We start from the raw sequence: 20,297 nt of genomic DNA on the forward strand, positions 1-20,297 counted from the left end.
TTCCTTTCACGTCTATACGTCAATCTTAAAAAATGATGGTGTTTTTATTTTAACATGCTTGCCATATCCAGGCCTATAAACAACATCATGGCCAGAACGGATAACAAATCCATTTTGAACTGTAATGACTAACTTATCTCTATGATAATGAAACAATTGAGATTCTTCAATTTTTCGTATTTCTCTGCTTTGCAAATAGTAATTATAAGACAATTCGCACCCTTGATAAATGCTTGCCTTGAATGGATAAATCCCCATCTTACATAAAACGTCTTTTGGGATGGGCTTATCTTCTTGTAATTCTTCCTGTACAAACGGGATTTTTTCTTCTTTCATGAGCCTTTTCCATTCATTTGCGTCCTGTTTATTAGCATTCATAAATATTGGTATTAGGGGGCTGTTATAAGGAAACATAGCCTCCCGAAGCCATCCCCAAGGCAAATTGAACAGCTCGTACACTTGATTAATCTCAACAAAGATAGCGGGAACTTTTTCCTGCTTACACTTTCTTAAAAAAGATTGGGTTAATAGCCGGATTGGTATCCGAACACCTATAATAAAATCAATTGGGCTATTTAGCAGATGTATTTTTAAACGTTTAATTGCAGCTGATAATTCATACTCATGCTTCACAGCTGCCACTGTTATGAAGGTCGTGCATCCTTTTAGAATAAATTCTTCCATATAAAATTTTTTCATTTCCTGAAAAGATATTTCTAACGGAAAATCTTTTTTAAACAGGATTGAAGTGGGGGCCATTATAAATGGTTCAGCATTCATTTTTATATACTTATACCTTTTAAAGTCTGGTTTAATTGATACTATGGATCCGTTATCAATTAAAAGTGAGGCTTTCGTTAATTTCTGGTCCTTAAGAATATTGGCGTTTTCAATGATATATGTCATAAAACCACCCTTTATACGGTCTTAAGACAAGCTATGAAAAATATTAATATTTATGATTATTTATTTAGAAGTTATTCTCAATTTAATATTTGTAACAAAACAAAAAGAGGCTGATACGCAGCCCCTGAATAATATTTACTTACTAAGACTTTCTAAATGTGTAAAAAATGAAGGATAAGAGATATAAATTGACTCTTCATTTTTGAGGAATACCTCTTCCTTACATATAGCTGCGGCGATGGCAAGCATCATTCCAATTCTATGATCACCGTAACTTGAAACGATTCCACCGTTCAATTGAGAATTTCCTTTAATAATCATTCCATCCTCTGTTGCTTCAATATCTGCTCCAAGTTTCGTTAGCTCATTTACTACCGTATCTATCCGATTTGTCTCTTTCACCTTTAATTCCTCAGCATCTTTAATAACAGTTTCACCCTCAGCTTGTGAAGCTAGTAGAGCGATAATAGGGATTTCATCAATCAGTCTTGGAATTAGGTCGCCTTCAATCGTGATTCCCTTTAGAGTCGATGTTTTAATCGTAATATCTCCACACGGTTCAAATGTATCGTCTTCATAAGGAACAATGGTCATATCAGCGCCCATTGCTTTCAAAACATCAATAATTCCCGTTCTTGTCGGATTTAAGCCAACATTTTTTAATGTTATACAGCTATTAGGCACGATAGCCCCTGCAACGAGGAAGAAAGCCGCAGATGAAATGTCGCCTGGAACATGTATATCAGTTCCTGTAAGCTTCTGATCACCTTTAATGCGAATTGTACGTTCATCCACTTCAATCGAGCCGCCAAACTTATTTATCATTCTTTCAGTATGATCCCTAGTTTTCACTGGCTCTATGATAGTTGTAGTCCCATTAGCCTGTAATCCCGCAAACAACAGAGAAGACTTAACTTGGGCACTTGCAACAGGTAATGAATATTCCATTGGTTTTAACGAGCCGCCTGAAATGGAAATGGGTGTATATTCACCATTCTTCCTGCCCTGTATGACTGCTCCCATCGTTTGTAATGGCTTTGTCACCCTAGTCATCGGTCTTTTCCCAATCGATTCGTCTCCAACTAATACAGAATGAAAAGACCGTCCAGCAAGAATGCCTAACAATAATCGAATAGTTGTTCCCGAATTTCCGACATCTAATATATCTGAAGGTTCCTTTAGCCCATCAATGCCGTTTCCTTCAATGATCACTTTATCCTCTAGTTGCTGGATGGATATACCTAATTTTTTAAAGCAAGCGATTGTACTTAAACAATCCTCCCCGAGCAAAAAGTTTGTAACGGTCGTTTTCCCTTCAGCAATAGCCCCAAACATGATGGATCGGTGGGAGATTGATTTATCACCTGGAATATTGATTGATCCCCTTAAAGAAGGAATACTGGTCTTTAATTTAATTGGCTTCAAAAAAAACACCCCTTATATATGCTTTTTTCTCCCAAACTTAAATTCCTACAGAGGTTTCAAAATTAGTGTAATTATGAATACAAACCTCTGCACGCGCACGATCTTCTTCTGTTTGGAAACTAATAATTAGGATTCCATTAATATCCACTCGAGTTTCCAGGATTCGAATATTAGTAATGCTGATATCCTCTTTTGCTAAATATCCTGTAATCTCAGAAATTACACCTGGATAGTCAGGGATATCAACAAACAGATCGTAAAAAGATGGGATAGCTCCTTTTTCTTTTTGTGGCAATTCATCACGAAATTGCTTAGCACGATGAAAATAATGATAAATTTCATGTTCATTTTCTTCGGCAAGCATGTTAGTAACTTTCTGCATTTCTTTTTGCCAATCATCAAGAAGATGTAACATAACTTCTTTATTATGCAGTAAAATGTCTCTCCACATTTCAGGACTGCTAGATGCGATTCTTGTCACATCTCGAAAGCCTCCAGCTGCCAAACTTGGTACTAGCTTTTGCTTTGCACTTGTTTTCTCAGCTTGATGAACGAGAGAGGCTGCAATAATATGCGGAAAATGACTGATAACTCCTGTTAAATAATCATGTTCCTGTGGGGATAAGGTAATAAATCTTGCTTTTGTCCCAGAAAGCCAATTTTGCAGTTCCTGTAGCTTACTGTTTGAAATATGATCTTCAGGCGTAAAAATATAAAAGGCATTTTCAAAAAGGATCGATTTTGCAGCAGTTACACCGCTTTTGTGTGACCCAGCCATTGGATGCCCGCCAATAAAACTGATTCCCCTTTTCTTAAAAGCGTCAGCCAATTGAACGATTTCCTTTTTCGTACTGCCTGCATCTGAAATAATAACTTGATTCTTTAATGGAATATTTTCTAGGATTTTAAATATCTTTTCGGTTACTTTTACTGGAGTAGCAATTAAAATCAGGTCAGCATGTTCAGCAGCTTCTTCAATTGAAATGGCAATTTCATCAATCACCCCAAGCATCCTTCCAAGCTTTGTCTGTTCTTCGTTCGCATCAAAACCAACGACAACTGCATCCTTGTGAGTCTTTTTAATGCATAGTGCCAAGGATCCTCCAATTAATCCTAAACCTATAATAAGTACACGGCCTTTCAAGCGGCTCACCACCTTTATGATTGAGTTATCCATTGTAAAAGCACATTTACTGGCTAAATATATGGTAATTAGGGAAAAAAGCTTCAGAGGCTATAGCAGCCTCTGATTTCTAATAAATAATTGTTTTCTTATGAAATGATTGTCTTTTCAGCTAGTAATTCAGCCATAACCTGCATAACACCTTCATTTTGCTCCTTTGAACCAACTGTCACCCTCACACATGTAGGGAAACCAAGTGCCTTGCCTGAACGAACGATATATCCTCTTTCGAGCAAATATTGAAATACTTCGTTTCCGTCCTTGTTAAAATCAATGAGGATAAAGTTTGCTTGTGAGGGGTAATAGCTTAAGCCCTTCTCCTCACAAAATGCATAAAATTGTTCCAGACCCTCACGGTTTTTTTGTCTGCAGAAATCAACATACTCCTTGTCTTCAAGAGCTGCAACTGCTGCTGCTTGGGCCATTGTATTAACATTAAAAGGTTCTCTTGCTGGTTCTAAAACTTTAATGATTTCAGGTTGGCTAATCCCGAATCCAACACGAAGGCTTGCAAGGCCATAAATTTTTGAGAATGTACGCAAGACGATCATATTTGGAAAAGGATCCAGTAAATGTACCGAACTGCTATAGTCTTCAGCAACAGCATAGTCAAAATAGGCTTCATCAATGACAACGAGAATTTCATTCGGCACTTTCTCTAAGAATGAAACTAATCGATCTTCACCTATATATGTTCCTGTCGGATTATTTGGGTTACAAACCCACACTACTGAAGTTGACTCGTCTATAGCCTGCAGCATTCCATCTAGGTCATGTTCTCCGTTTATTTGAGGAATTTCCCTAACCTCTGCACCATCAATGACAGCGTTATGCTTATACTGCGAAAAGGTTTGTGTAGCCATTACTGTGTTAGTGCCTGGCTTTAAAAGAGCCCTTGAAATAATTTGGATGAGGTTATCAGCCCCATTGCCAAAAATAAATTGTGATGGGCTTAAATGGAAATAATCAGCAATCATTTCTCTTAAATTAGTAGCATTTCCGTCTGGATAAAAAGGAAATGATGCTGAAGAACAATTGATAGCAGCAATCACATTTTCAGAGCATCCGAACGGATTTTCATTGGATGCCAATTTTATAATTTTTTCCAAACCATACTGTCTTTTTACTTCATCGATTGGTTTCCCAGGCTGATAAGGAGATAAATGAAGCAACTGCTCTTTCCATTTCATAATGATTCACCTTTTCTTTTGAATGTCATTAAAAATCAATGTATAAAAGATTAATTTTAATACTATTCTGCAGTATTTAAATCAGGTCTTAATTTAATGGCGTCTCCTAAGTAAATATGACTAATATCTTTTTGTGAAATATTTGTATTCACATGCATCATGACACGGATACATTTTTCTAATGAGGAATCGACTGGAATCTCTCTCATACACATAACAGGGACATACTTCCAGCCCTCTATTAATCTCATTGCTTTGGCAGGGAATACTGCTGTGATATCCTCTGTCACTGAAATGAAGACAGATGCAACCATCTCAGCATCGATCGAATTTTCCTCAATCATCTTCCTCAGCAAAATCTCTGTAGCTTCAATAATTTCTTTTTCATTGTTTTCATTTATTGTAGTAGCTCCTCTTACGCCGCGTATCACATGCAACCCCTCCTTTATTTTTGAAAATATTCTAGCTGCTTGATCAATTCCGCTTCTGAAACCTCAAATAATTCGGGGTTACCGATTTCCTTTAATAGAACAAAGTTTACTTTTTGACCGATTGACTTTTTATCTTGTTTCATTCGCTCAATTAAATTTTGTATCGTCAGTGCTTTAGGTATTTTGGTTTCATAGCCTAGACGAGCGAGCCAATTTTTTAACGGCTCCATATTAAAGGATAAACCCGTTATGTTATCGCTTAGTTGCAATGCAAATAGCATGCCGATCAATATTGATTCCCCATGTGTCCATTTGCCGTAGCCCATTTCAGCTTCAATCGCATGGCCAAGCGTATGGCCAAAATTTAAGTAAGCACGGATTCCAGACTCTTTCTCATCCATAGAAACAAAATAGTTCTTAATTTCAATTCCCTTAACTAAAGCATATTGTAAATCCTCTCCACCAAGTTCATCTAGAGAATTTACATGAGTTAACAGCCAATCATAAAAGGACGGATCATGAATTAAGCTATGCTTTATGACTTCAGCAAAACCAGATCGTCTTTCTTTCAGCGGTAGCGATCGCAGAAAATGCAAATCATAGAATACAGCTTCCGGCTGATAAAAAGCGCCAATCATATTTTTTCCCAATGGATGATTGATAGCGACTTTCCCGCCAACTGCGCTATCATGAGCTAAGATTGTCGTTGGCACTTGGAGAAAAGGGATTCCTCGCATGAATGTCGAAGCTACAAATCCTCCAAGGTCTCCAATTGCTCCACCACCAAATGCAATCAGTATTGATTTTCTGTCCAGCTTTTTTTCTAACGCAAAACTTAATGACTGATAATATACATCAAAGGTTTTCGCTTTTTCTCCGCTTGGAACGATGCAGATTTCCGATTTGAAATTGGATATGGCAGCTTTCATGTCATCTAAATAAAGCTCTGCAACTGTTTCATCAGTCAAAACCATAATCGTTGTTAAGGAAGGGAATTTATCTTGAATAAATGAGCTTATTTGCTCGATAACCCCTGCGCCAACATATACAGGATATGTTTTCGAATTCGTTTCAATGGTTACCGCATCCATTAGAATTCCCTCGCAAACGCTCTCTGCTGATCAATAATTTCCTTTAATGTTTCAAACCGGTCCGAGTAGTATTGATCCACGATCGCTGCTGCTAATTCCCAGGCTATAACATTCTCTGCTACTACTGCTGCTGCAGGAACGGCACAGCTGTCAGACCTCTCAATGCTTGCTGCAAATGGCTCCTTCGTTTCAATATCCACACTTTGAAGCGGTTTATATAAAGTAGGAATAGGCTTCATGACTCCCCTTACTACAATCGGCATACCTGTTGACATTCCGCCTTCTAAGCCGCCTAAACGATTCGTTTTACGGTAATAGCCTTGTTCCTGGCTCCATGCAATTTCATCATGAACTTCGCTGCCTGGCTTACTTGCCGCTTCAAAGCCGATCCCAATCTCTACACCTTTAAAGGCATTGATGCTCATCATCCCGCTTGATAATTTAGCGTCAAGCTTACGATCATAGTGAACATAGCTGCCGACTCCTGGAGGCATGCCTTCAACGATGACTTCAACAATACCGCCAATAGAATCACCTTGCTCTTTTGCATCATCAATAGCTTTCATCATTTGCTGTGCTGCATCAGGATCTATGCAGCGAACTGGTGAGTCTTCTGAAATCTCCTTCAGCTTTTCAAGAGTTTCGTATTCTCTGACTGCGGATTTAATTCCGCCAATTTCTACAACATGAGAAGCGATATTTATTCCAAGCTCAGCTAATAGCTTTTTGGCAACTGCCCCTGCAGCCACCCTTACAGTCGTTTCTCTTGCTGAAGAGCGTTCAAGAACATTTCTCATGTCTCTATGTCCATATTTTAGAGCACCATTCAAATCAGCGTGCCCAGGGCGAGGACGAGTAATTTTTCTTTTTATCTCTTCTTCTTCTTCTGGAGCAATAGGATCTTGACCCATAATTTTCGTCCAGTGCTTCCAATCGTTATTTTCAACGACTAATGCAACTGGGGATCCTAAAGTGTATCCGTGCCTAACTCCCCCAGTAATTTGTACTGTATCCTTTTCAATTTGCATTCTTCTGCCTCGGCCATGTCCTTTTTGACGTCTAGCTAATTCTATATTTATATCAGAAGTAAGCAAAGGCAACCCCGCTGGCAGCCCCTCAATAATAGCGGTCAGCTGCGGTCCATGTGATTCACCTGAAGTCAAATATCTCAAAACTCTTTCCCCCTTCAACTCATTAAAGAATTATGTACCAATATAACATATCGGCAAAAATATGAATAGTAAAAATAGAAAATTCATTTAATTTTTTGCAAAAAAACAATAATTATTACGTACAATCCATTCAAGGAAGGCCGGCATTTTCAACACAAAAAAATATAAACTTCTAAAAGAAAGAAGCCTGCATCTAAACAGACTTCTGATCTTTATTTTTTTCTGTAGAAGAATGTATCCTCCGATTCAAAATCATATTTGCTAGGATTAAATATTTGCTCTGTGCTGCCAACAAAAAAAATGCCATCTGTTTTTAAAGCGTTGCTAAATTTATTATAAAGCGTATCCTTCGCCTCTTCCGTAAAATAAATGAGGACATTCCGGCACACAATGAGATCAAATGGTCCGCCAAATGGATCTGAAAGCAAATTTTGATTTCTAAAGGTTACAGTTTTTTTGATTTCATCTGACACTTTATAAAAGCTTCCGTCCTTCACAAAGTATTTCTTCTTCATATCTTCTGGGACTTCATTCAATGATCTTTCAGGGTATGTACCAATTTTTGCTCTCGCAATGACATTTTCATCAATATCTGTCGCCAATATTTGCACTTGGGATAATGACATAAAATTTGACATTACCATGGCTAACGTGTAAGGCTCTTCACCAGTGGAGCAAGCAGCACTCCATATTTTTAACCGTCTATTATTAGCCAGCAATTTAGGAAGTATTTTATTCTCTAGCACCTCCCACCTTTTTGAATTTCGATAAAATTCAGAAACGTTAATAGTCATTCTATCCAAAAATTCATTTAAAAGCTGATTATCCATTCTTATTGCTTCAAAAAACTCTTGAAAGGTCTTATATCCCTTTTTTTCATAAAGAGATAGGAGTCTCCTTTTCATTTGTGCTTCCTTATATAAAGATAGGTCAATTCCTGTTTTCTTCTTTATATTTACAATAAAGCTTTGATAATCACTAGACATTTGCCCTTCTCCCCTAAGCATATATTCATTCTATTCTCATATAAAGTAAGTATAGCTGAAAATTTGACAAAAAGGACCAAAATTTGTTTCAAAAAGGGATTATAACAAAAAAAAGCACCCGCAATGTTTGCGAGCACTTTTTCCATTTAGTTAATCCACTCATTCATTAACTTTGAGTATTCTACAAGTTCTTCTTGTTTGAAGAATAAGCCAATTTCACGTTCTGCACTTTCAGGTGAATCAGAACCGTGAATAATATTTTTTCCTACAGTAGCTGCGAAATCACCACGGATTGTACCTGGTGCTGAATCTTTTGGATTAGTTGCTCCCATCATTTGACGAGCTGTTGCAATTACATTTTCGCCTTCCCATACCATTGCGAAAACAGGGCCAGAAGTGATGAAATCTACTAATTCTCCGAAGAAAGGACGCTCTTTGTGCTCACCATAATGCTGCTCAGCAAGTTCCTTAGAGATGCTCATAAGCTTTCCACCAACAAGTTGAAAACCTTTCTTTTCGAAACGAGCAACGATCTCACCAATTAAATTACGTTGAACGCCGTCAGGCTTAACCATTAAAAATGTTTTTTCCATAAATGTCAACTCCTAAAGCTATGTATAGTGAATTATCCTAATACGATAATCCACGAAAATATTAACATTGTTTTGAAGATAATACAAGGTCAATGGAGAAACATCGACCAAATCGTGATTAAAAACTTCTTTTGCCAATCACTTTCGCAATATCGATTAGTGTTTTCTTTGCACGATTTTGCGGGAGTTCTTTTAATATATCCAGTGCCTTATTTAAATATAAATCACTGACTTGAAGAGATCTTTCGATGGCGCCAGAGTTCTTAATGAGCGAAATGATTCTTTCCATATCACTTCGTTCTGTCGTTTCACGAACTTTAATAATCTCTTTTCGAATTTCTGCATCCTCCATGGCAAAAAAGACCGGTAAAGTAATATTGCCTTGATGAAGGTCATCTCCAGCTGGTTTCCCGAGCTCTTTTTCCGTGCCTGTAAAGTCAAGGACGTCATCAATAATCTGATAGGACATTCCAACATAATACCCAAAGCGATACAGCTTTATGTGGACCTTTTCATCAACGTCAGCTGCAATTGCCCCAAGCTGGCAGCTTACAGCAATGAGTATCGCTGTCTTCCGCTTTATTCTTCGGAAGTAATCGCGAATATTTTGTTCAAAATTATATTTATCCTGAATCTGTTCAATCTCACCAATACAAAGTTCAACTAACGTGTTTGACAAAATCTGATGAGTAAATGGATTCTCAATATCTGTAATCAGTTCCAAAGCACGAGCAAAAATATAGTCCCCTGTGTACATGGCGACTTTATTATCCCATTTGGCTTTAATTGTTGGCTTTCCCCGTCTTAATTCTGCATCATCAATGACATCATCATGAACGAGGGAAGCCATGTGAATTAACTCAAGCGCAACAGCCACATTTTTTATTTTGTTAATGTCGTAAGCGCCAAACTTGCCAGCAAGCAAAACAAAAACGGGGCGGATTCTCTTTCCCCCAGCTTTTAATAAATGCAAGGATGCTTGGTGTAATAAAGGAGACTCCGCTTGAACTGTCTCTTCGAGTGTTTGCTCTATATTTTTTAAATCGGAATTTAGAAATGAATACATCATTTTTAACTTCATTTCCCATACTCACCCAGCTTAAAATCCTGTCTGCAGCTTCCATACATTAGAGGACGTACAAATCGAGCCAGAAGTTCTTCATTGGATCCGTCCGGACATTAATTTCTATGAAAAAAGCATTCAGAAAAAAGTTTTATTTTTCTTTACTTCCAATGTGCACCGCTGCAACTCCACCGCTGTACGGTTTATATGTTACTTTGACAAAACCAGCTTCTTCGAACATGTTTGCAAGCTCCTTCATACCAGGGAAATCGCGGGCTGATTCTTGTAACCATGAATACTCTTTATAGCTTTTTGCAAATATTTTTCCGAACATAGGCATGATAAAGCGGAAATAAAGGTAATATGCTTGTTTATAGCCAAACATCGTTGGCTGAGATGTTTCAAGGCAAACAGCCATACCACCAGGTTTAAGCACGCGGCGCATTTCCTTTAATACTTGCAAATAATCCGGCACATTTCGGAGTCCAAAGCCTATTGTCACATAATCAAAGGAGTGATCGGGGAATGGCAGTTCCATTGCATTGCCATGAACGAGCTTAACTTGCTTCAAATTCAGCTCTTTTACCTTTTGCTCACCGATTTTCAGCATGTTTTTGCTGAAATCAAGGCCTACCACTTCTCCCTCAGTTCCTACTGCCTCTGCCAAGCTAATAGTCCAATCAGCAGTTCCACAGCAAAGGTCTAATGCTTTGGAACCTTTTTGGACATTCATGCGTTTCATGGTGTCCTTACGCCATCTTAAATGCTGCTGAAAGCTAATGACGGAATTCATCTTGTCATAATTGTCATAGATCTTCTCAAAAACATGATGGACGCGCTCTTCTTTTGATTGTTGCATGCCTTCTAACCTTCCTCCACAAATATATTTTCTGCGGGCTGATGCTGACTAATGATTGCATATGCTCTTTGCTTCATCGGTTCATTCAGATTCGGGAGTTTGCTCATATATTTATCAATTAATTGCTTTGAGCTATTAAGATACCTGTCGCACGTGTGAATCAATAAGTGCTGCTGCTCTTCACATAGCTCGGTATTTTGATTTTTAGGTAGTAACAATTTTTTCAGTGCCTCAAAAACGATTGATGTCTCACCTTTTAAAAATCTCATCTTTTCCATCAACAATCTTTTTCTAAATAAAAGGTTAGAGGCAAATTCGTTCCAATTCGGATCCTCTATTAAATCAATTACCTTTTCAAATAATGAGGATTCAATCTTTTTTACACTTTCCATTAATATATCAACTGCTTCAACTGCTGTTTGATAAACAGAAATCTTATTTTCATTTACTTCTTTAATACCTGTAGCCAGCGATTTAATCAAGGGGATATCTTCAAGTTCGGCAAGAATCTTATAATATAAACCGCTATAATACACACCGGCGAGAACTGTTAGCTGCCTGTCTTTTAGTTGATCTGAGTCCAGCTCTTCATTCGTTACTAATTCATGTGTATCAAGCGCAATTTGAATCAGCATCGTTGTAATAGCAAAGTTTCTTAGCCTTTCTTCAGGAAGATTAACATGATCAAGAACCGTAACTAGAAGTAATAGCTTATCTTCATCTATATTTGGAGATTCTATGTATTTAAGTAAATAAGGGTGCCGTATCTTTTTTTCGATTTGCTCCTTAACAATTTCCATTTTCACATTCATGTCTAGCATGCGATCACCCTTGATTTCCTTAAGTTTTCTTCATCAGTGCGTTATTATCATTTTCTTCTTTTTTACATTTATTACACATATCTAATATCCATAAGGCAGGACAATTATATCACAACTTAGAATACCTTAATAGGAGATTTTCCGGAAAAACTAAAGTCTTACATATAAAAGCCTGCAAATGGATTAAAGTGAAACTTCATTTAATGGGGCGCTTTATCCCCGCTAAATGTTAGTTGAACCAATCGGGCCTTTACGGGCTGTTGATCCCCAAGTAGAATTTATTGTTTTAAACAACATTTTGAAGTGGGGATCTTACAGCTCGTTAATCTGCGATAAAGTTATTTTTTCGCTTCGCTGTCTATCTCACCATAAGATGTCAGGATTTTCGCGCTTCCTCTTATTTTAATGGCGGAAGTATGCTCTGTGAACTGAGCAATCATGACTTCACCTTGATCCAGTTTTTCCGAATGATGAAATCTAGTATCAGTTCCTCTTGTTAAACCTATGACATTGACACCGTCTTCCTTTGCCTTAATAACGATATAATCATTTCCATTGGGATTTTTCTTATCCATACTAACACCCTTTTAGCGATTATTTAAGCGTCAAGAAGAATTCTCTCATTCTTAGCTTAATGGATTAAAACTTGATTAAAGCTAAAACTTCAGCACGTGCTTTATCATCTTCTGAGAATGTACCTCTAACAGCAGTTGTAACTGTTTTGGAGCCCGGCTTTTTCACTCCGCGCATCGTCATGCACATATGTTCAGCTTCCACTACAACCATTACTCCATTTGGCTCAAGCTTCTCTAAAATCGCATCCGCCACTGTAGAAGTAATTCGTTCCTGAAGCTGTGGACGTTTCGCAACTGCCTCCACTGCCCTAGCCAATTTACTTAATCCTGCAACTCGGCCATTTCTAGGAATATATGCAACATGTGCTTTTCCGTAAAAAGGTACAAGGTGGTGCTCACAAAGTGAATAGAAAGGGATGTCCTTTACTAACACTAACTCTTCATGATCTTCGCTAAAAATGGTCTCGAAGTATTCTTTCGGATCCTGATTTAATCCTGCAAACACCTCTTCATACATTTTTGCTACTCGCTTTGGTGTATCTAATAATCCTTCACGGTTTGGATCTTCCCCGACTGCTTCTAATATTAAACGTACGGCATCTTCTATCTGCGCACGATTTACGTTCGACATCAAACTTCCCCCTCAGACAATCTTGCTTTCTTAAACTCCAATATTTCCATATTAGCATATTATTTTCATTACAAGCAAAAAGAAATGCAGGGGGGCATTGATATAAAAAAAACCGCGAATGATCGCGGTTTTTAACTTAGGCTTTGTTTAAGCACTTGTATGTACTTATTTAACAGCATCTTTCAATGCTTTTCCTGGTTTGAATGCAGGAACTTTGCTTGCAGCGATTTCGATTTCTTCGCCAGTTTGCGGGTTGCGTCCTTTACGGGCAGCACGCTCACGAACTTCAAAGTTTCCGAAACCAATTAATTGTACTTTATCACCAGCTTTTAAAGCATCTAGGATTGCATCAAATACTGCATCAACTGCTTTAGTAGCGTCCTTTTTAGAAAGTTCACTGCTCTCAGCAACTGCGTTAATTAGTTCTGTCTTGTTCATGGTTTCACCTCCTCCCAAAAATATAAATGGGTGACTTAAATTAGACATATTAAGCATTCTTACTTACATTTGTAAACAAAATTACTGAATTCTAAACGTTGTAACAAATTTTTGTTTAACATGTCTCATAATAAATTAAATGGATGAAGTTTTCAAACCATTTCTCCAAAAAACCTTTATTACTAAGGGTTTAGGATGTCACAACGGTAATTCTGTTAAAAGATTATCACAATCATTTCGTGTTATCAAGAATAATTCACGTTTTATTGGGAAAGTTTTCTTTTTACACCCATTTACCGCCTAATTTTTTGTTTATTTGTCATATTATATAAAAAAACAAAAAAAGACCCCGAGTGGAGTCTTATAAAATAATGGCTATTAAACCGCCTGATCCTTCATTTATAATTCTTTCTAGTGTCTCTTTTAATTTATATCTTGCATTTTCAGGCATCATCGAAAGCTTTGCCTGAATTCCTTCTCGAACAATCGAGCTAAGGCTGCGGCCAAAAATATCGGAATTCCAAATTGATAAAGGATCATCCTCGAAATCCTGCATTAAATAGCGAACGAGTTCTTCACTTTGCTTTTCTGTTCCAATGATTGGAGAAAACTCTGATTCTACATCAACCTTAATCATATGAATGGATGGAGCTACTGCTTTAAGTCTTACCCCAAACCGCGAGCCATGGCGTGTGATTTCCGGTTCATCAAGGCTCATGTCGGACAATGATGGGGCCGCAATCCCATAGCCAGTTTGTTTTACCATTTTCAATGCATCTGAAATTTGATCAAACTCCCTTTTGGCATGGGCAAAATCTTGCATTAATTCTAATAAATGATCTTTGCCGCGAATTTCTACTCCCACAATCTCTTTTAATACTTCATCATAAAGATCGTCTGGGGCATATAAGTCAATTTCTGCTACACCTTGACCCATTTCGATGCCTGCTAGTCCCGCCCGATCAATAAAATCAAAATCACTGAATTGATGGACGACCCTATCAACATCCCGTAATCTCTTAATATCTTTTACTGTTTCTTTTACAGCTTCCTGATAGCTTTCTCTTAGCCAATGATCCTCGCGAAGTACCATCACCCAGCTTGGGAGATTTACATTGACTTCAAGCACTGGGAACTCATACAGGGCTTCACGCATAACATTTAATACGTCTGATTCCCTCATGCCCTCCACACTCATAGCTAGCACAGGAATATCATACTTTTCAGAAAGCTGATTTCTTAGAGAATCTGTATTTGGATGATGAGGCTGTACACTATTAATAATCATAATGAAGGGTTTTCCAACCTCTTTTAATTCATTTATTACTCTTTCCTCTGCCTCCAAATAATTGCTGCGAGGTATTTCTCCAATTGTACCATCAGTAGTTATCACGACCCCAATGGTTGAATGCTCTTGAATGACTTTTCTAGTTCCAATTTCTGCCGCTTCATGGAACGGAATCGGCTCTTCATACCAAGGAGTATTAATCATTCTTGGGCCATTTTCGTCCTCATACCCTTTAGCACCAGGAACCGTATACCCTACACAATCAACTAATCGAATATTAACGTCCAGGCCTTCATCCACGTGGACAGAAGCTGCCTGATTGGGTACAAACTTAGGCTCAGTTGTCATAATTGTCTTTCCGGCTGCACTTTGAGGGAGTTCATCCTGGGTGCGAGCACGGTCAGCTTCATTACTCATGTTTGGCAAAACAACTAATTCCATAAATTTTTTTATGAAAGTTGATTTACCTGTACGTACAGCTCCTACTACTCCGAAATAGATATCGCCGCCAGTCCTTTCAGCAATATCTTTAAAAATATCTACCTTTTCCAAGTGATCCCCTCCCGAATCTGTGGGATAATATTATCCTATCAATTACGTTTGGACATTATATGTTTATGATGTTGTCCTATCTCGTTATGACAGTTTTTATAAAAAATTACCCCTTGAGATAACATTTTCCGCTTATTATGCTTTCTTATTTACATTTAATGTTAAAATAGCATTAAAAAAACCCTTCTCCTACAATATATTTTGCAGAAGAAGGGTTATGCCTATTTCGTTAAAAAGATTGGATTTTTTGTTTCCTCATCAATTGTATACGGTAAAGAATAAGCAGGAACAAATGCAGAATCTTTCGTAAGGATTTCCCTTACATCGTCCCCTTGCTTATAAGAAAACTCCTGTTTTTGCATGGCCTCATGAAGATCACTCGTGTAATCAACGTAAACCTCTGCTTCACCTGTAATCACAAATGGCAGATTTCTTCCACTATAAGGACTCAATGCTACCGGGCTTTCTTTATAGCCAAGCTTAGTAAAATCCAAAGTAAAAACATTTTTTGCAAGCTGTTCTTTATAAGGAGGGTACTTCTGTGATTTCATTCTTAACTTAATATCCCGAATGGTTTCAGCCATTCTTAAATCAAAAATTTTGACCTTTGGCTCTGTTTCTGCATCTATTAGAACATATTGAAAAACCCCTCCAGATTCGTACGCATTACCAGGCGACTCTGCCATAAATTGAGGTATAAGCTTTTTGAAATCAATAGGGTACTTTTGATATATTGGGGTTGATTCATCTTTAGTTTTAATAGGCAAAAGTCCGTTATTTGCTTCTTTATAAGAATTGACAGCTGTTTGTACAGAGTTAATCTGATCTTCATAAGGAATTTTATTTTGTGCTAATTGTTCTTTTGGATACATGCATCCGGATAATAGCGGTATAAATAACAGCAAACAACCGAGCAGCTGTAAACCTTTTTTCATTTATATCAATCCCTTTAGTCTATGTATAAGAATAATGTAATTAATCACTTGTTGGTCCGCTGAAAACGACTAGTACAATAATAATCCCTGATATAATCATCAAAAAATAGGCAATAATAGCAGTTAGAAATTTAAAGATTCCACCCAATTTATAACGGCTTAAATAAATCATTAATATTGAGATAAACATAAAGCCCATTGATGCAAGAGAAACCCACATTTTCATTAATGACGGTGACATGACTTTCAACTCCTTTTTCCGAAATGATTATAACATACGCTTGTCTGTTTGAAAAAGAAAGTACTATAAAAAAAAAGCTGAGTTAAAGAAAGGGGCATTTCTTTAACTCAAGCTTATGAGACTAAATAACCCATACACCCTGTTCATTTCACCAGTTTGCTTCGTTGCATTGTATGCAAAAAGTAGCCGGCTCGCATCCTCGAATGCCTATATTTAAAAAATATTAGGATTGAGCCGTTTTATTTGTCAAAGTCAGATTCAAGAACGTTCGTTAAATCCTCCATTTCGTTCTTTTTTCCACGTGCCATCAAAAGATCTACTCCCTCCTTTGCATTCACACCATTAAAAAGAACGTCATAAAGAATATCGGTAATGGGCATATTCACTTCATATTTTTCTGCTAGTTGCTTGGCAGCTTTTGTTGTTCTTACACCTTCAACTACCATTCCCATATTATCAAGAACTTCTTGTAAATTATGGCCCTTACCAAGCAAATTCCCTGCCCTCCAATTTCGGGAGTGAACACTTGTACAAGTTGCAATTAAATCTCCAATTCCCGTTAAACCAGAAAATGTAAGGGGACTAGCACCCATATTCATCCCTAAACGGGCAATTTCTGCTAAACCTCTAGTCATTAGCGCAGCCTTTGCATTATCACCATAGCCCAACCCATCTGTAATACCCGCTGCTAGTGCAATAATATTTTTTAATGCCCCGCCAATTTCAACTCCGATAATATCAGGATTTGTATAAACACGGAAATTCTGATTAATAAATAAATCTTGAATTCTTTCAGCCGCATCCATGTTCTTAGATGAAACAGTCACAGTTGTCGGATGCCTTAAAACAACCTCTTCTGCATGACTTGGACCTGATAGAACGACGATACTGTCCAAATTTTCAGGGGATATTTCCTGTTCAATCATTTCAGAAATACGAAGTAAAGTGTCTGGCTCAATTCCCTTGCTCACATGAACAATGGTTAAAGGCTCTTTGCAAATGAAGTTAATTTTGCCGACTGTTTCACGAATCGCTTTTGACGGAACAGCTAGAATAATTGTATGAACTCCCGATAAAGCTTCCTCTAGATCAAAATATCCAGTAATTCCTTCAGGTAGGATTACCTCTGGTAAATATTTTTTATTCGTATGGTATTGATTAATTTCATTTATTTGCTGGAGTTTATGACCCCAAAGACGAACTTCATGGCCATTATCTGCCAGAACCATAGCCAAAGCTGTTCCCCAGCTTCCCGCTCCAACAACAGCTACTCGTTCAAACCTTTGCTCCATTTAATCACTGCCTTATAAAATTATTTGTTTAGCTCAGCGCCTTGGGGCTCGCTGACGAAGTACGCCACGTCCTGTGGCAGCATCGGCACTAGTAAGTCCTGTACGTTGGAAGTCAAAAGCCCCTGATCAAGCTGCTTCTTTATTATTTTCTCTCTCTTGCAAATATCTTGATTGGTGTCCCTTCAAAGCCAAAGGCATCCCGAATTCTATTTTCTAAGAACCGCTCATATGAAAAATGCATTAATTCAGGCTCATTTACAAAAACAACAAAGGTTGGCGGCTTCACCGCAACTTGAGTCGTATAATAAATTCTCAAGCGTCTTCCTTTATCGGTCGGTGTTGGATTCATAGCAACCGCATCCATAATGACATCATTCAGAACACTCGTTTCAACGCGCAATGAATGATTGTCACTTGCGGTATTGATCATTGGAATAAGGGTATGAATCCGTTTTTTTGTTTTTGCGGAAAGGAATACAATCGGAGCGTAATCAAGAAACAAGAAATGCTCACGAATCTTTTGTTCAAATTCCTTCATCGTTTTCTCATCTTTTTCTACAGCATCCCACTTATTCACGACAATGACCACAGCTCGTCCAGCTTCATGAGCATACCCTGCAATCCGTTTGTCCTGCTCGATAATTCCTTCTTCTCCATCTAAAACAACAAGGACTACATCTGAACGTTCAATTGCTCTTAAAGCACGCAAAACACTATATTTTTCAGTTGTTTCATATACCTTACCCTTTTTGCGCATTCCAGCAGTATCAATAATGACATACTTGTCTCCATTATAAGTTAGCTGAGAATCGATTGCATCTCTCGTAGTACCGGCAATATTACTGACAATGACTCGATCTTCGCCTAAAATAGCATTTACAAGTGAGGATTTCCCTACATTAGGACGGCCAATTAATGAAAATTTAATTACATCCTCATCATAATCTTTCTGACCATGCTTTGGAAAATGTCTAGCAGCCTCATCAAGTAAATCTCCTAATCCTAATCCATGTGCACCCGAGATAGGAAAAGGTTCTCCAAATCCTAAAGCATAGAAATCATAAATATGCTCTCGCATTTCAGGATTATCAATTTTATTGACGCCAAGTACGACCGGCTTTTTTGCCCTGTAAAGGATTTTTGCCACTTCTTCATCCGCAGCCGTAACCCCTTCTCTGCCGTTCGCTAAGAAGATTATGACGTCAGCCTCATCAATTGCAATTTCAGCCTGCTGGCGAATTTGCTCAAGAAAAGGCTCATCTCCAATATCAATACCGCCTGTGTCAATTATATTAAAATCATGGTTTAACCATTCTGCTGAACTGTATATACGATCCCTAGTAACTCCGGGAATATCTTCGACAATAGATATACGCTCTCCAACAATTCTGTTAAATATCGTGGATTTTCCAACGTTTGGACGTCCGACAATCGCAATCACTGGCTTTGCCATGAACATCACCCTTTCTTTTCCTAATCAATTTCTCCTCGGCGAAATTGCGCCCAGATTTTATCAAGCTGGCTCAGGTATCCTCTAAAAAATCTGAGGCATCTGCCGGAGGCTTAACTTTATACAGCCGGAGTTTAAACCCTTACTGGATTTGACAATTTGTTCGCATACATCCCCACTTATACTAGTGGAAACATCTGCTGAATGAAGGTAAATAAACCCTTCTTATTAGTACAGAGAAGGGCCTAACTTTATAAGTTTATCAAAGCAGTACCTTACTAGCAATTAAAACTTGGAATAACTTGCTGTTTCGCCATTATGCGGATTATTAGTACAATAAATTGCTTATATAAATGTTTCTAAATTCATTTACGATAATTTTTGCTTTCCTTTTTCCTTTTCTAAATGGTTAATATGTTTTTCATAGAAGGAAGTCAAATATTCAAACCCAGACCAAGCACCAAGTAGAGCAGCTGCAAGTGTAATACCATCCAAATAAGCATATGAACCAATTAAATGTGGAAATGAATATTTATTAAGGATGTATGCATAAAGAAATTCACCCTGTATCGAACCAAATAGAATGATGATTAACCGATACACTTTATTTGTATGCAAAATGATTGCTAATGCTATCATAAGCAAGGCCAGCATCCATTTTCGCGGGAAAATTAACCATACAGGATCAAATAGTGCGAATAAATGAAAACAAACATACGCTATCATAACAATGAATGAGCTGAATAATACATAGGCAGCTGTTAATCTTTTGAATTTGCTGATTAATCCTAATAAGGTGCCAGCAAAAAGAATACTTACGTATGATATCTCATATTTGAATAGAAAAAAAGAATATGGAGAAATAATAATGAGTACTAATAACCATAAAGATAAACAAATCCTAATAAAGCTATCCTTTTTCAAAAAAAAGGTTGCGATTACCCAAAATATCCATGCCAGCCAATAAAAGGCCAATCCTTCCATTTCCACACCTCCCATCCTTCCCATTATGGCACTTTCAGTTGTACTTTAATCATTTTTATCGCAGATTAACGGGCTGTAAGATCCCCACTTCGAGAAGTTAAGTAAAACAAAAATTTCTAAGTAGGGGATCAACAGCCCGTAAAGGCCCGATTATAGGAACACAGACTAACAGCGCCACGTCCTGTGGCAAC

General features: G+C 37.6%; 21 protein-coding genes. All 21 read right to left on the bottom strand.

All coding sequences use genetic code 11. From position 1 onward, the window contains the following. Window positions 1-12: 12 nt before the first annotated feature. A complete protein-coding gene (locus tag V7127_RS18975) occupies window positions 13-906 on the bottom strand; it encodes a hypothetical protein (protein ID WP_335488595.1) in 894 nt (297 codons plus the stop codon). A gap of 135 nt (window positions 907-1,041) precedes the next feature. Continuing rightward, complete coding sequence (aroA, locus tag V7127_RS18980) at window positions 1,042-2,331, bottom strand: 3-phosphoshikimate 1-carboxyvinyltransferase (RefSeq protein ID WP_335488598.1); 1,290 nt, start codon at window positions 2,329-2,331, stop codon at window positions 1,042-1,044. 37 nt (window positions 2,332-2,368) lie between these two features. Further along, window positions 2,369-3,475: a prephenate dehydrogenase gene (locus V7127_RS18985; RefSeq protein ID WP_335354257.1), complete on the bottom strand. Its 1,107-nt coding sequence runs from the start codon at window positions 3,473-3,475 to the stop codon at window positions 2,369-2,371. Window positions 3,476-3,603: 128 nt separating this feature from the next. Further along, a complete protein-coding gene (hisC, locus tag V7127_RS18990) occupies window positions 3,604-4,704 on the bottom strand; it encodes a histidinol-phosphate transaminase (protein WP_335488601.1) in 1,101 nt (366 codons plus the stop codon). A 62-nt stretch (window positions 4,705-4,766) separates the two neighbouring features. Next, complete coding sequence (gene aroH, locus V7127_RS18995) at window positions 4,767-5,135, bottom strand: chorismate mutase (protein WP_335347515.1); 369 nt, start codon at window positions 5,133-5,135, stop codon at window positions 4,767-4,769. A gap of 14 nt (window positions 5,136-5,149) precedes the next feature. After that, window positions 5,150-6,226, bottom strand: a complete 1,077-nt coding sequence (aroB, locus tag V7127_RS19000; protein WP_335347514.1) for a 3-dehydroquinate synthase — start codon at window positions 6,224-6,226, stop codon at window positions 5,150-5,152. Further along, window positions 6,226-7,398 carry a chorismate synthase gene (aroC, locus tag V7127_RS19005; protein WP_335488605.1) on the bottom strand — a complete coding sequence of 391 codons (1,173 nt, stop codon included), beginning with the start codon at window positions 7,396-7,398 and terminating at the stop codon, window positions 6,226-6,228. The genes aroB and aroC overlap by 1 nt, the downstream gene beginning before the upstream one ends. 212 nt (window positions 7,399-7,610) lie before the next feature. Continuing rightward, window positions 7,611-8,384: a CheR family methyltransferase gene (locus V7127_RS19010; RefSeq protein WP_335488608.1), complete on the bottom strand. Its 774-nt coding sequence runs from the start codon at window positions 8,382-8,384 to the stop codon at window positions 7,611-7,613. A gap of 146 nt (window positions 8,385-8,530) precedes the next feature. Beyond that, a complete protein-coding gene (ndk, locus tag V7127_RS19015) occupies window positions 8,531-8,977 on the bottom strand; it encodes a nucleoside-diphosphate kinase (protein WP_335347511.1) in 447 nt (148 codons plus the stop codon). A gap of 118 nt (window positions 8,978-9,095) precedes the next feature. Beyond that, window positions 9,096-10,058, bottom strand: a complete 963-nt coding sequence (hepT, locus tag V7127_RS19020; RefSeq protein WP_335488611.1) for a heptaprenyl diphosphate synthase component II — start codon at window positions 10,056-10,058, stop codon at window positions 9,096-9,098. A 133-nt stretch (window positions 10,059-10,191) separates the two neighbouring features. Further along, window positions 10,192-10,899, bottom strand: a complete 708-nt coding sequence (locus V7127_RS19025; RefSeq protein WP_335347509.1) for a demethylmenaquinone methyltransferase — start codon at window positions 10,897-10,899, stop codon at window positions 10,192-10,194. A gap of 5 nt (window positions 10,900-10,904) precedes the next feature. After that, a complete protein-coding gene (locus tag V7127_RS19030; RefSeq protein ID WP_335488614.1) occupies window positions 10,905-11,711 on the bottom strand; it encodes a heptaprenyl diphosphate synthase component 1 in 807 nt (268 codons plus the stop codon). 347 nt (window positions 11,712-12,058) lie between these two features. Next, complete coding sequence (gene mtrB, locus V7127_RS19035) at window positions 12,059-12,295, bottom strand: trp RNA-binding attenuation protein MtrB (RefSeq protein WP_335347293.1); 237 nt, start codon at window positions 12,293-12,295, stop codon at window positions 12,059-12,061. A gap of 64 nt (window positions 12,296-12,359) precedes the next feature. Continuing rightward, entirely contained in the window at window positions 12,360-12,926 is a 567-nt protein-coding gene (gene folE / locus V7127_RS19040; protein ID WP_335347294.1) for a GTP cyclohydrolase I FolE, read from the bottom strand. Between the two features lie 165 nt (window positions 12,927-13,091). After that, window positions 13,092-13,364, bottom strand: coding sequence for an HU family DNA-binding protein (locus V7127_RS19045; RefSeq protein ID WP_066294243.1), 273 nt, complete (start codon window positions 13,362-13,364; stop codon window positions 13,092-13,094). Window positions 13,365-13,725: 361 nt separating this feature from the next. Continuing rightward, entirely contained in the window at window positions 13,726-15,204 is a 1,479-nt protein-coding gene (gene spoIVA, locus V7127_RS19050; RefSeq protein ID WP_335347295.1) for a stage IV sporulation protein A, read from the bottom strand. 221 nt (window positions 15,205-15,425) lie between these two features. Then, window positions 15,426-16,139 carry a hypothetical protein gene (locus V7127_RS19055; protein ID WP_335347296.1) on the bottom strand — a complete coding sequence of 238 codons (714 nt, stop codon included), beginning with the start codon at window positions 16,137-16,139 and terminating at the stop codon, window positions 15,426-15,428. Between the two features lie 40 nt (window positions 16,140-16,179). After that, a complete protein-coding gene (locus V7127_RS19060; RefSeq protein ID WP_335347297.1) occupies window positions 16,180-16,380 on the bottom strand; it encodes a DUF2768 domain-containing protein in 201 nt (66 codons plus the stop codon). A gap of 239 nt (window positions 16,381-16,619) precedes the next feature. Continuing rightward, window positions 16,620-17,672 carry an NAD(P)H-dependent glycerol-3-phosphate dehydrogenase gene (locus tag V7127_RS19065; RefSeq protein WP_335347298.1) on the bottom strand — a complete coding sequence of 351 codons (1,053 nt, stop codon included), beginning with the start codon at window positions 17,670-17,672 and terminating at the stop codon, window positions 16,620-16,622. Window positions 17,673-17,814: 142 nt separating this feature from the next. Next, the gene (gene der, locus V7127_RS19070) at window positions 17,815-19,125 is read right to left on the bottom strand and encodes a ribosome biogenesis GTPase Der (RefSeq protein ID WP_335347299.1); all 1,311 of its coding nucleotides are present in this window, start codon (window positions 19,123-19,125) and stop codon (window positions 17,815-17,817) included. A 366-nt stretch (window positions 19,126-19,491) separates the two neighbouring features. Beyond that, a complete protein-coding gene (locus tag V7127_RS19075) occupies window positions 19,492-20,106 on the bottom strand; it encodes a YphA family membrane protein (RefSeq protein ID WP_335354761.1) in 615 nt (204 codons plus the stop codon). Window positions 20,107-20,297 lie beyond the last annotated feature (191 nt).

This window comes from Bacillus sp. JJ1773 (genome assembly GCF_036962035.1).
GTDB lineage: Bacteria > Bacillota > Bacilli > Bacillales > Cytobacillaceae > Cytobacillus.